An 11740-nucleotide genomic window follows, 5' to 3' on the forward strand; every position below is an offset into this window, starting at 1 on the left:
CGCTCGCCACAGCGCGCCCGGCTCACCGCGACGCGCCCGCTCGCCACAGCGCGCCCGGCTCACCGCGACGCGCCCGCTCGCCACAGCGCGCCCGGCTCACCGCGACGCGCCCGCTCGCCACAGCGCGCCCGGCTCGTTCGCTCCACCGTGCGCCCGCCTGCTCGACGGGCGTGCACGGCCGTCAGCGCCGCGCCGTGACGACGACGCGGGCGGCGATCGCGCGTGAGCCGGCCGCTCGCGCCACGAGTCTGACGACGTATCGGCGGCCCGGGCGGGCCCGTCTCGTCAGCTTGACGGCGATCGCGCGTCGGGCCGTTCTGCCGGCGCCGATCCGCCCGAGCTTGACGCAGCGGCCGGCCGCGAGCGCTCTGCCGACCCGCGGGCAGAGCGACACGCCGCGCACCGCCGCTCTGCCGCGGTTGCGAACGGCGACCGTCAGTCGCAGCCGGCGGCCGGGCGCGAGCGCCGCCCGAGCCGGGCGGACCGTCAGCCGCAGCGCCGCGGCGCGGCCGATCGAGCCGGAGCCGCCGCCCGCGCCGCCGCCGCCGGACCCGCCGCTTCCGCCGCCACTTCCGCCGCCCGAGCCGCCGCTTCTGCCGCCGCCCGCGCCGCCGCCACCGCCGGAGCCGCCACCGCCACCGCCCGAGCCATCACCGGCGCCACCGCCACCGCCGCTACCTCCGTCGGAGCCATCTCCACCGCCCGACCCGCCACCGCCAGAGCCGCCGCCCCCGTCGCCCCCGCCGGGCGGCTCGGTGCCGGTGCCGCTCAGGGCGACGGTCGTCTCGCGGGCGCCCGGGGCGTCGGAGGCGATCGTCAGCGTCGCCGACCGGGCGCCGGGGGCGGGCGGCGCGAAGGAGAGCGCGAGGTCGCACGACTGGCCCGCCGGGATCGGCCGGTCGGTGCAGCCGGTCGCGCCGAAGTCGGCCGCGTCGGGTCCGGAGATCGCCAGACCGGTCAGGCGCAGACCGTGGTCGCCGGGGTTGGAGACCGTGACGGTCGCGCCCGCGGGCGGGTCGCCGACCTGGCGGGAGCCGAGCTCGGCTGCCGAGGAGGAGACCGCGATCGCCGGCTCGGCGTCGTTGACGTACATCAGCACCCGCGCAGGCGACAGCGGGCTGGTCGCGAGGATGTCGAGCCGGCCGTCGCCGTCGAGGTCGGCGATCGCACCGGCGTTGTAGGACCACGCACCGGGAAGCAGCGCGCCCGCGTCCGACAGGAGCCGGCCGGCGCCGTCGCCGAACAGCGGCCAGACGCCGGCCGTCTCGCCGAGCGGCATCGCGGCGTCGAGCCGGCCGTCGCCGTCGAGGTCGCCGAGCGGAAGGGCGAAGACGCTCACCGGGTTGAGTGCCGGCGGGGTCACGAACGAGCCGGGCGGGCCAGCGCGGAACGTGCCGTCGCCGTCGCCGAGCAGCACCGCGACCGTGACGCTTCTGTTGTCCCCGCTCGCCGACCGGGCCGACACCACCAGGTCGACGCGTCCGTCGCCGTCGAGGTCGCCGGCGCTGAGCACGAGCGAGCCGGAGCCGGCGGCGTAGGGGCTGCCGGCGGCTCTCGCGAAGCCGCCCGTGCCGTCGCCGCGCAGGACCGTGACGACCCCGACCGTGACCAAGGCGTGGGCGACGGCGGCGTCGAGCTTGCCGTCGCCGTCGAAGTCGGCGAGCGCGACCGCGCTCGGGACGGCGCCGTCGAGCGCGACGTCGACGCTGGCCGGCGCGCCGAAGGTGCCGTCGCCGACGCCGCGCATGACGGCGAGGCGCGACCCGAGCCCGGTCTCGACGGCGAGGACGAGGTCGAGCTTCCCGTCTCCGTCGACGTCGCCGAGCGCCATCGTCCCGTACGCGCCCGGGGCGGTCACGGCCGGCGCGGGCGTGAACGCGCCGTCGCCGTCGCCGAGCAGCACCGCGACGGTCGAGCTGCTCGGCTGCGACTGGTACGCGAGCACGTCGGCGTGGCCGTCGCCGTTCACGTCGGCGACCTCCAGCGGGCCGCCGCCGTGCTCGTCGAGGCGGTGCGGGCTGCCCGGCCCGTGGCCGTACTGGCCGCTCGGGTCGCGCAGCAGGATCGAGAGCTCGCCCGACTGGAGCGCGACGGCGACGTCGGCCCGGCCGTCCTCGTCGAAGTCGCCGACGCCGAGCCCGCTCGGCCAGCCGAAGCCGTCGCCGGCCACCGGGACCGCGGAGCTCGTGAACGTGATCGCATGCGCGGGCGCCGGTGCGAACAGGGCGCCGGCGAGCACGAGCGCCGGCAGCGACCCTGCAAACCCGCGCCGCGCACCGTCGAGACGCCGCCGGCGAGGCGCGATCCGCGGCGTGCTGCCCGTCGCGGCAGCTCCCGCGGGAAGCGCGCGTCGCCACACCGCGGGCACCGCCGCGAGCGCGCGTCGCCACACCGCGGGAAGCGATCGTCGGCCTGCCACGGGAAGCACGCGTCGGCGTTGGTCGGCTCTCCGATCGCGTGTGCGCGCAGCGGTCCGCGCGACCGCGGCGCTCGCGAGCGCGCGCGTCGTCCAGCTCATCCAAGCCACCTGCCCGTTCGTCGTTCGCGTCGCTCGTCGCGACCGCGCCCATGCGCGCAGCGACGCGATGCGCTGGCTTCCGAGCCTACGTGCGCGCGGCCGGCGCGCCAATGGACCCGCGTCGTCTCACGCAGGGGACCTGCGTCCCCACTCGCGGCCGCTGCGGAGCCTGCGCCGCCCCTCGCGGCCGCCCGACCGGCCGCGGGCCATGAACCGCATTGGCTTTCTGCCAGTGCTCAATACGTGCAGAAAGCCAATGCTCGGTGCCGTGAGGCGACGTGCGGTCGCCCCCCCTCGCTCAGCCGACGCGGCGGTCGCCCCGCCCGCCTCGCTCAGCTGGAGCGGCCGGTCGTTCTGCGCGCCGCCGAGGTGCGGGGGCGGCCCGGACGGCGGGGCGGCGACACTCTGCGCGGCGTGCGGCGGCGGGCCGGCGGGCGCTCCCGACCGTCCCCCTCGGCCTCCGGCTTCTCCTCGGCCTCAGCTTCCGGCTTCTCTTCAGCCTCGGCCTCGGGCTCTTCCTCGGCCTCCGCCTCGGGCTCTTCCTCAGCCTCGGCCTCGGGCTCTTCCTCAGCCTCGGCCTCGGGCTCTTCCTCAGCCTCGGCCTCGGGCTCTTCCTCAGCCTCGGCCTCGGGCTCTTCCTCGGCCTCGGCCTCCGGCTCCTCCTCGGCCTCGGCCTCCGGCTCCTCCTCGGCCTCGGCCTCCGGCTCCTCCTCAGCCTCGGCCTCCGCCTCCGGCTCCTCAGCCTCCGCCTCCGGCTCCTCCTCTTCAGCCTCCGCCTCCGGCTCCTCCTCAGCCTCGGCCTCCGGCTCCTCCTCTTCAGCCTCGGCCTCCGGCTCCTCCTCCTCAGCCTCCGCCTCCGGCTCCTCCTCCTCGGCCTCCGCCTCCGGCTCCTCCTCAGCCTCCGCCTCGGGCTCCTCCTCCTCGGCCTCCGCCTCCGGGCCGTGCTCGGTCTCCTCCTCGGCGGACGCGGAATCAGCGGACGAGGCGCGCTCCTGCTCCTCGTCCTCGCCCTCTTCCCCGCCGCCCGCGCCCTGCAGGCGCTCCTGCAGCAGTCTGCGGGCGGGGCCGGCGGCGGCGCGTGCGGCCGCGACGGTGCCGACGCCGAGCGCGAGCGCGCGGCCCGGGGTCAGGAAGCGGCGCTTCCGACCGGATCTCAGGTCCTCGAGGGCCGACTCGATCGCGGCGTTCACGGCTCTCTGTACGTCAATCGGCATCGTTTCGCTCCCTCGCCGGATCTCGTGTCCTCGCGCCGACGCCGCTCACCGGCGCAGCGCCTTGTAGGTGATCCCGCCGGCCGCGGCCGCCACCGTGCCGGCGGCGACCAACGCGCGGACCGGCGAGGAGCGTCTGCCTCTCGCCCGGTCCGCGACGGCGCGGCGCAGCGTCCGCGGGACGGCCACCGCCCCTACCCTCTCGCCGTCGGCGCCGCCCTGCGACGGCCCGGCGCGCTGCGACGGTTGTCGCCGCGGCCGTCGTCGCCGCGTCGGGCAGGTGTCCGGCGGCGTCTCGCAGCGGCAGGCTGGCGCCGTCTGGCGACCGGCGCGGGCTCGGGCTCCTCGGCCTCGGGCTCCTCCTCAGCCTCCGCCTCGGGCTCCTCCTCCGCCTCCGCCTCGGGCTCCTCCTCCGCCTCGGGCTCCTCCTCCGCCTCGGCCTCCGGCCCCTGCTGCTCCTCCTCGGACTCCTCGCCCGCGGCCGACGGCGCCTCGGAGTAGTCGCGCTCCTCGTCGTACGCGGGATCGTGGTCCTCGACCAGCTCGCCGTCCTCGATCACGCCGCGCCAGGCGCCGGTCTCCATCTCCTGCATCTCGATGTACGCCTTGAAGCGGTGCATGTCGGCCCGCATCGCGCGCTTGATGTGGCGCATGCCGCGCGCCGCCTTCTCGATCAGCGAGCCGGGCGCGACGTCGACGCTCAGCTCGATCCGCGTCAGCCGCGGCGCGAGCTCGTGGAAGGTCACGACACCGGTGTGGGTGATGCCCTCCTCGACCGACCACTTGATGCGCTCGTCGGGGCGCTGGGTCTCGATCTTGGCGGTGAACTCCTTCGTCTTCGCCCAGATCTTCGTCGCGAACTTGACGGTGCAGGGATCGTCCTGCGTCACGCGCGTGACGCGGTGCATGAAGTTCGGCCAGTCCTCGAACTGCGTCCACTGGTTGTAGGCCGTCTCGATCGGGACCGCGACGTCCATCGACTGCTGCACCGGCATCCGCCGGCCCTCGCCGACGCCGGGCACGCCCTGCTCCCCGCCGCCGTCGCCACCGCCGCCGCCGAACGGCAGCATGCTCTCGCCGACTCTCTTGGCCACGCCGCCGACGCCGCCGGCCTCGTCGACCGTCTCCTTCACCTTCCCGCCGACGCCCTTGCCGACCGCGTCGCCGAGCTTGTGCGTCACGCTGTCGACCGCGCCGCCGGCGCCCGTCGCCTTGCCGACCGCGCCGGTCGCCTGCTTGGCTCCCTCGCCCATGAGGCGTCTTCTGGCGACGCGGACGGCGCCCTTCGCGGCGAGCGGCGCGAGCGCGGCCAGACCGGCGCCCGCGGCGACGCCGCCCGCACCGGAGAGCGGGTTGCGCGAAGACTTGCTCTTGCCGTCGATCCCGATGTTCTTCGCCGCGTCACGAACCGCGTTGCTGAGCGTGTCGCGCATGACGTCCGCGATGTCCTTGGCCATTCGTCAGTCCCTTCTCGCGCCAACATTCGGAGCGTCGGCCGATGTCGTTCGACCGCTCTGTCCGCTCTGCCGGGTCGATACCCCCGGTATCTGGCGCTAAGCAGCGCGCTCGGATGTCGGCGGTTCGGCGCTCGGCCGCCCGTCGATCGCTCCGGGCCCTTGGCGGACGCGCGCTCCGCACGCAGGCGCGGCCGCTCCCGCAGGCAGCGCCCCGTCTGTCACGTGAGCGGCGCGGCGCCACTCCGCCGCCGCGTCCGTTTGCGGCGATATGGCGGGGGTAATCCGGAACCGTTGCGAAAGCCAGGATGGCCGCCGACGATTCGCACCCGGCGGTCACGAACAGCGGCGGAGGTGACGCCGATGGGAGTGCAGCCGAGCCCGGGAGGAGCGCTGGAGCGCAACCAGGAAAGCTCCCTCGCGGATGTCGTGAACACGATCCTCGACAAGGGCGTCGTCGTCGACGTCTTCGCGCGCGTGTCGCTCGTCGGCATCGAGCTGCTGCGGGCCGACGTCCGCGTCGTGATCGCGAGCGTCGACACCTACCTGCGGTTCGCTGACGCGGTCGGACGGCTCGACATGGGCAGCGAGGAGCCGCGCGACCTGACCGAGGTCGTCGAGGACGTCTCCGAGGGCGCATCCAAGGGCAAGAGCCGCGGCGTGCTGGAGGCCGGCGCCGAGAAGCTGCAGGACATCGTCGGCGGCGGCGAGCGGGAGCAGGAGCCCGCGAAGCGCTCGGGCGGCAGAGGAGGCAAGCGATGAGCGCGCAGCGACAGCGCGAGCGCGAGAGCGGCGGCGAGCAGGGCCGCAGAGGCGTCTGGGTCTACGGCGTCGCGCCGGCCGGCGCCGCGCTGCGCGAGCTGGAGCGGCGCCGCGACAGACTCCCCGAGGTGTGGGTCGTCGACGCCGGCGACCTCGGCGCGATCGCCGGCCCGGCCCCCTCCGACGACGAGCGGGGGACGCGCGACCAGGCGCTCGCGCACGCGCACGTGCTCGAGGCCGCGATCCTCGACGCGCCGGTCGTCCCGTTCCGCTTCGGGATCGTCGTCGGCGACGCGCAGGACGTCGGCGAGGACCTCCTGCTCGCCCACCACGACGAGCTGGCGGCGCTGCTGAGACGGGTCGAGAGCCGCCTCCAGATGACCCTCAAGGCCTACTACGACGAGGACGCGCTGCTGCGCGAGATCGTCGAGGCCGAGCCGGAGGTCGCGCGCCTGCGCGAGCAGCTGCGCGACGCGCCCGAGGAGGAGACGCGCGAGCAGCGCGTGCGGCTCGGCGAGCTGGTCGGCGCCGCCGTCGACCAGGCGCGCGAGCGCGACGCCGCGGCGCTGCTCGACGCGCTGCGGCCGGTCGCGGTCGCCGCCGCCCCGGATCCGATCGAGCGCGAGTACATGGTCTGCAACGTGCCGCTGCTGGTCGAGCGCGATCGGCGCGAGGAGTTCGAGCAGGCCGTCGAGCAGCTCGCCGGCGACCACGCCGGGCGGATCCGCTTCCGCCTGCTCGGCCCGATGCCCGCGTACAGCTTCATCGACGTGGAGGAGCCGAGATGGGCCTGATCAAGGAGCTGGTGCTGCTGCCGGTCGCGCCGCTGCGCTTCACCGTCTGGGTCGGCGACAAGCTCGCGGAAGAGGTCGACCGCCAACACAACAGCCCCGCAGCGACGGTGCGCGAGCTGGAGGAGATCGAGCAGGCCCGCGCACGCGGCGAGCTCGACGCCGAGGAGGCCGCGCAGCGCGAGAGCGAGGCGCTCGATCGCCAGCTCTCCGGACCGGGCGCCGACGAGGAGGGAGCCGACCGTGGCTGAGCGCAAGACGCCGAGCGCGGAGCTGGCCAGACGAGCGCGCGATCAGCTCGCGGAGGTCACCGGGCTGCAGCCCGAGAGCGTCAGCTCGCTGGAGCGAGCCGAGGACGGCAGCTGGTTCGTCACCGTCGAGCTGCTCGAGCTGGAGCGCGTGCCGTCGACCGACGACGTGCTCGGCAGCTACGAGGCGCGCGTCGACGAGGACGGCGAGCTGCTCGGCTACAGACGGCTGCGCCGCTACGCCCGCAGCCACGCCTACGAGCAGAGCGGGTGAGCAGATGAGCGGGATCGTCCCCTCCAGCTCCGGAAACGCCGCCGCTCCGGGCGGAGCGCTCGCCGGCGCGTCGGAGGGCGCGTCGAACCTCGCCGACGTGCTCGAGCGCGTCCTCGACAAGGGGATCGTGATCGTCGGCGACATCCGCGTGAACCTGCTCGACATCGAGCTGCTGACGATCAGACTGCGGCTGCTCGTCGCCGGCGTCGACACGGCGCGGCGGATCGGCATCGACTGGTGGGAGCACGACCCGTGGCTGAGCGGCGGCGACGAGAACAGGCGCGCCGAGCTGGAGCAGCGGCTCGACCGGATCGAGCGGCTCGTCGCCGGCGAGGAGGAGCCGCCGGCGCTGGAGCGGGAGAACGAGCAGCTGCGCGAGGAGGTCGACCGCCTCCGCCGCCAGCTGACGAGCGGGAGCGAGCAGCGGGGAGCCGATGGCTGAGCCGGCGGTCGGCTGGTACCTCTACTGCGTCCTCGACGCCGCGGCGCGGCCGCCGCTCGACGGGCTGGTCGGCGTCGACGGCGCGGCCCCGATCGAGCCGGTCGACGAGACCGGCCTGCGGGCGCTGGCCAGCCGCGTGCCGCTCAGCGAGTTCGGCGAGGAGCCGCTGCGGCGCAACCTCGAGGACCTCGCCTGGGTCGAGCGGACCGCGCGCGCTCACGACGCCGTCCTCGCCCGCACGCTCGCGTGCGACGCGGTCGTCCCGCTGCGGATGTTCACGATCTTCGCCGGCGAGCCCCAGGTCCGCGCGATGCTCGCCGACGAGCGCGCCGCGTTGACGGCCGCCCTGCGCCGCCTGCGCGGCCACGCCGAGTGGAGCGTCAAGGCGCGCGTCGACGAGCGGCGGCTGGAGGCGGTCCTGCGCGGCGAGGGCGGTGCGGGCGCGGCCGGCGCGGGCGCGGCGGGCGCAGGCGCGGCGGGCGCGGGCGCCGGTGGCGCGGCCGGTGCGGGCGCGGCGGGCGCAGGCGCGGCAGGCGCGGGCGCCGGTGGCGCGGCCGGTGCGGGCGCAGCGGGCGCAGGCGCGGCGGGCGCGGGCGCGGGCGCCGGTGGTGCGGACGCGGCGGGTGCCGGTGGCGCGGGCGCGGAGACGACCCCCGGCCGGGCCTTCTTCGCGCGCAAGCAGGCCGACCGCGGCCTGCGCGAGCGGGCGCTGGAGCGGATCGCCGACATCGCGGAGGAGATCCACGCGCGGCTGAGCGAGGCGGCGTCCGCCGAGACGCTGCTGCCGCCGCAGCGGCGCGAGCTGTCGCGCCTGCCCGGAACGATGGTGCTCAACGGCGCCTACCTCGTCGCCCGCGAGCGCGACGCCGCCTTCTCGGCGGCCGTCACGGAGCTGTCGGCGCGCCACCGCGCGGAGGGCTTCGCGATCGACGTCAGCGGCCCGTGGGCGCCGTACAACTTCGCGAAGCCCGGAGCGGAAGATGAGCAGCGAGCGCCGGCGCCCGGCCGCTGAGGGCGAGGTCGAGCGGCCGACCGCCGAGCGCGACGTCGAGCGGCCGGCGGCTGAAGGCGAGGTCGAGCGGCCGACCGCCGAGCGCGACGTCGAGCGGCCGGCGGCTGAAGGCGAGCGTCAGCGCCCGGCCGCTCAGCGTGAGGTCGCGCTGGTCGACGTGCTCGACCGCGCGCTCGGCACGGGCGTGGTCGTCAACGGCGACGCCGCGCTCTCGCTCGCCGACATCGACCTCGTCGAGATCGGCCTGCGGCTGGTCGTCGGCTCGGTCCCGGCGCTCCGCCCGTCCGCGGCCGAGCAGGAGGCCGAGACGGGCGGAGCGCCGGAGACGGGCGCGAAGGGCGGCGCACCGACGGCGGCCGCGCCAGGTGGACCGGCCGCGGCGCCGACGGCTGGCGCGTCGCCGCGGACGGCACCGGTGTCGCCGGCGCCCGCGGACGCGCTGCCCCGGCGAGCCACCCCGCCGCCGCACGCGCCGGCGGCCGCCGCCCCGGAGCCGCGCGCGCCGGAGCGCGCGCTGCCAGCCCGCGCCGCCCGGCCGGCGCGGGCGCACGAGCCGGAGGACGGCCCGCCGACGGAGCCCGTCGCGCGGGTCCGGCCGACGCGGCTCGACGCCGACGAGGACGACCTTGCGCGCGGGCTGGGCCAGCTCGTGCTGACGATCGTCGAGCTGCTGCGCCAGCTGATGGAGCGCCAGGCGATCCGCCGCGTCGAGGCCGGCGGACTGGACGAGGACGAGGTCGAGCGGCTCGGGCGCGCCCTGCTCGCGCTCGAGCGCCAGATGGACGAGCTGAAGGAGACCTTCGGGCTGACCGACGAGGACCTCAACCTCGACCTCGGCCCGCTCGGCAGACTGCTGTGAGCCGCACGGCGGGCCGTCGAGCAGCCGCCGGCTAGAAGTCGAGCAGCTGCTCCAGCAGGCCCTTCTTCTTGTGCTTCTGCTTGGCGCCCTTCGTGCCCTTGTAGACGTCGAGGGCCTTGCGCGCCAGCACCTCGGCGGCCTCGCGCTCGCTCGGCTTGCGCCCGTAGGAGCCGGTCGGGGCGGGCGCGTCCCGCCGGCCCTCTACCTCGCGGAAGAAGTCCTCGTCGGCGTCGCCGCCCGCGAGCTGGCGCTCGCGCACGAGGATCTTGTCGAGCTCGCCGCGGTCGAGCCACACGCCGCGGCAGTCGGGACAGGCGTCGATCAGCACCTCGGCGCGCTCGACCTCGATCAGCCGGGTGCCGCAGGTGGGGCAGCGCAGCGGCTCGCCGCCGCGCTGAGCCGGGATGCCGTGGATGCTCATGGCCGCGAGCCTATCCAGCGGGAATGATGCGAGCGCGGAGGCCGCATCAGGCGACGCGCGTGATCGAGATGCTGGTCGCGAGCTCGAGCTCCATCGTGAGCTGGTTGGCGATCCGCGCCGAGAGCGTATCGCCGGCGTCCAGCTCGATCAGCCGCTCGATCCGCACCTGCGCCTCGCGCAGCGGCGCCCGCAGCGTCAGGACGAGCGCGACGTTGACGTCGAGCATCGGGAGCAGGCGCTGCTCGACGACCGTGCCGTTGCGGAGCAGCTGCAACGCGGCTCCCGCGCTCGCCGCGCTGGAGGTCGTGACCGACGAGGTCGGCCCGCCGTGCGCCGCCACGTCGACGCGGTAGACCCCCGTCACGGGCGCGGTGTAGAGACCCGACGCGAGGTCGAAGGACGGGCTCGACGGCTGGCCGGAGGCGCTCCACGCGGTGACCGCATGCGCGCCAGGGGCGTAGCGGGTCGGAGCCGTCGTCGCGCCGTCGTTCGGACCGACGACTCCGTCTCTGCCCGGGGCGCCGTCTCTGCCAGGAGCGCCGTCGTCGCCCTTCGGCCCGGCCGGTCCGATCGCGCCGGTCGCTCCGGCCGGGCCGGCCGGCCCTGCGGGTCCCACGTCGCCCTTCGGCCCTGCGGGCCCGGCGGCCCCTGCGGCCCCGGCCGGCCCGGCGGGACCGGTGGCGCCGACGGCGCCGGCGGGCCCCACGGGCCCGGCCGGCCCTGCCGCGCCGCGCTTGCCGGGACGGCCGGCCGGCCCGCGATCGCCCGCGGGCCCCTCGGCGTTCCACGAGATCTTGCGCTGGCCGTGCGGGCATCTGGCCTTCGCCGTGGTGAGGTTGAGCGTGCCGAAGTCGTTCGTGACGCAGGCGTGGATCCGCGCCTGCTTTCTCGAACCGGTCGCGACGCGGTCGGCGACGGCGTAGGCGGAGCCGCCGAGCAGCAGGAACAGCGCCATGAACGCGACCACATGGCGGCGGAGGACGGACAACGCCCGTGACATGCGAATCCCTTCGTCTGCAGCCCGATCCCTTCGGGCTGGTGTGCGGTGAGGGGCCCGCCGAGCGCGGGCCGGTCCGGCACGTTATCGCGCGGCGACGCGGCCGGGCGACCAGCGCCACCGTTCGTCAACGTGCCGCGAATGTGGCAAGATCACTTGCCATGAAGGCAAGGACAGCAGAGGAGCCGGTCGACGTCCGCGTCCGCCGGCGGCTGCGCGAGCTGCGGACCCGCCAGGGGCTGACGCTCCAGCAGGTCGCCGCGCGCGCCAGCATCGACGAGTCGACGCTCAGCCGCCTTGAGGCCGGCAGACGGCGGCTCGCGCTCGACCACATCCCCGCGCTGGCCGGCGCGCTCGGCGTCTCGGCCGACGAGCTGCTCGGCTCCGCTCCGCCGCCCGACCCGCGCGTGAGAGCGCGCCCGAGAAGACGCTGGGGCCTGACGATGTGGCCGCTGACCCGCCGCGGCGCAGCCGGCGGGCTGCAGGCGTACAAGATCGTGATCGACGCCGACCGCGACACGCCGCCCAAGGAGCTGCCCGTCCACGAGGGCCACGACTGGCTGTACGTCCTCTCGGGCCGGATGCGGCTGCTGCTCGGCGAGCGCGACATGGTGATCGAGCCCGGCGAGGCGGTCGAGTTCACGACCTGGACGCCCCACTGGTTCGGCGCCGTCGACGGCCCGGTCGAGCTGATCGGGATCTTCGGCCCGCAAGGCGAGCGGGTCCACCTGCACAGCTGATAAAACCCTTT

General features: G+C 76.0%; 14 protein-coding genes and 1 pseudogene. 9 read left to right on the forward strand and 6 right to left on the reverse strand.

The window, feature by feature from the left end; genetic code table 11:
• Window positions 1-181: 181 nt before the first annotated feature.
• From BDZ31_RS09015 to BDZ31_RS25505, 4 genes are all read right to left on the reverse strand, one after another.
• A complete protein-coding gene (locus BDZ31_RS09015) occupies window positions 182-2170 on the reverse strand; it encodes an FG-GAP-like repeat-containing protein (RefSeq protein WP_183341273.1) in 1989 nt (662 codons plus the stop codon).
• A 680-nt stretch (window positions 2171-2850) separates the two neighbouring features.
• The gene (locus BDZ31_RS25500) at window positions 2851-3732 is read right to left on the reverse strand and encodes a hypothetical protein (RefSeq protein ID WP_183342487.1); all 882 of its coding nucleotides are present in this window, start codon (window positions 3730-3732) and stop codon (window positions 2851-2853) included.
• Between the two features lie 45 nt (window positions 3733-3777).
• Complete coding sequence (locus tag BDZ31_RS09025; protein ID WP_183341275.1) at window positions 3778-3918, reverse strand: hypothetical protein; 141 nt, start codon at window positions 3916-3918, stop codon at window positions 3778-3780.
• 5 nt (window positions 3919-3923) lie between these two features.
• Window positions 3924-5186: an SRPBCC family protein gene (locus BDZ31_RS25505; RefSeq protein WP_183341277.1), complete on the reverse strand. Its 1263-nt coding sequence runs from the start codon at window positions 5184-5186 to the stop codon at window positions 3924-3926.
• 360 nt (window positions 5187-5546) lie between these two features.
• On the opposite strand from BDZ31_RS25505, the gene gvpJ reads away from it, so the two are divergent.
• The 8 genes and pseudogenes from gvpJ (at window position 5547) to BDZ31_RS25935 (ending at window position 9571) form a co-directional block, all read left to right on the forward strand.
• Window positions 5547-5945 (forward strand): gas vesicle protein GvpJ, encoded by a 399-nt coding sequence (gene gvpJ / locus BDZ31_RS09035; protein ID WP_183341279.1) that lies wholly within the window; start codon window positions 5547-5549, stop codon window positions 5943-5945.
• Window positions 5942-6739: a GvpL/GvpF family gas vesicle protein gene (locus BDZ31_RS09040; RefSeq protein WP_183341281.1), complete on the forward strand. Its 798-nt coding sequence runs from the start codon at window positions 5942-5944 to the stop codon at window positions 6737-6739. The genes gvpJ and BDZ31_RS09040 overlap by 4 nt, the downstream gene beginning before the upstream one ends.
• Window positions 6730-6987: a gas vesicle protein GvpG gene (locus BDZ31_RS09045; RefSeq protein ID WP_183341283.1), complete on the forward strand. Its 258-nt coding sequence runs from the start codon at window positions 6730-6732 to the stop codon at window positions 6985-6987. Before BDZ31_RS09040 ends, BDZ31_RS09045 begins: the two co-directional genes overlap by 10 nt.
• Window positions 6980-7258, forward strand: coding sequence for a gas vesicle protein GvpO (locus tag BDZ31_RS09050; protein ID WP_221242961.1), 279 nt, complete (start codon window positions 6980-6982; stop codon window positions 7256-7258). Before BDZ31_RS09045 ends, BDZ31_RS09050 begins: the two co-directional genes overlap by 8 nt.
• Window positions 7259-7262: 4 nt before the next feature.
• Window positions 7263-7700 carry a gas vesicle protein gene (locus tag BDZ31_RS09055; protein WP_183341285.1) on the forward strand — a complete coding sequence of 146 codons (438 nt, stop codon included), beginning with the start codon at window positions 7263-7265 and terminating at the stop codon, window positions 7698-7700.
• Window positions 7693-8712: a GvpL/GvpF family gas vesicle protein gene (locus BDZ31_RS09060; RefSeq protein ID WP_183341287.1), complete on the forward strand. Its 1020-nt coding sequence runs from the start codon at window positions 7693-7695 to the stop codon at window positions 8710-8712. Before BDZ31_RS09055 ends, BDZ31_RS09060 begins: the two co-directional genes overlap by 8 nt.
• Window positions 8681-8959 (forward strand): annotated as a pseudogene (locus tag BDZ31_RS25930) (gas vesicle protein); the annotation flags it as partial. The gene BDZ31_RS09060 and the pseudogene BDZ31_RS25930, both read left to right, overlap by 32 nt.
• Window positions 8960-9226: 267 nt before the next feature.
• Window positions 9227-9571 carry a gas vesicle protein K gene (locus tag BDZ31_RS25935; protein ID WP_343075576.1) on the forward strand — a complete coding sequence of 115 codons (345 nt, stop codon included), beginning with the start codon at window positions 9227-9229 and terminating at the stop codon, window positions 9569-9571.
• Window positions 9572-9602: 31 nt separating this feature from the next.
• On the opposite strand, the gene BDZ31_RS09070 is transcribed toward BDZ31_RS25935, so the two are convergent.
• Both BDZ31_RS09070 and BDZ31_RS09075 read right to left on the reverse strand, forming a co-directional pair.
• A complete protein-coding gene (locus BDZ31_RS09070; protein WP_221242962.1) occupies window positions 9603-9992 on the reverse strand; it encodes a TFIIB-type zinc ribbon-containing protein in 390 nt (129 codons plus the stop codon).
• A gap of 46 nt (window positions 9993-10038) precedes the next feature.
• Window positions 10039-10992, reverse strand: coding sequence for a collagen-like protein (locus tag BDZ31_RS09075; protein WP_183341291.1), 954 nt, complete (start codon window positions 10990-10992; stop codon window positions 10039-10041).
• A gap of 158 nt (window positions 10993-11150) precedes the next feature.
• On the opposite strand from BDZ31_RS09075, the gene BDZ31_RS09080 reads away from it, so the two are divergent.
• Window positions 11151-11729: a helix-turn-helix domain-containing protein gene (locus tag BDZ31_RS09080; protein WP_183341293.1), complete on the forward strand. Its 579-nt coding sequence runs from the start codon at window positions 11151-11153 to the stop codon at window positions 11727-11729.
• Window positions 11730-11740: the final 11 nt, after the last annotated feature.

The organism is Conexibacter arvalis (assembly GCF_014199525.1).
Classification (GTDB): domain Bacteria; phylum Actinomycetota; class Thermoleophilia; order Solirubrobacterales; family Solirubrobacteraceae; genus Conexibacter; species Conexibacter arvalis.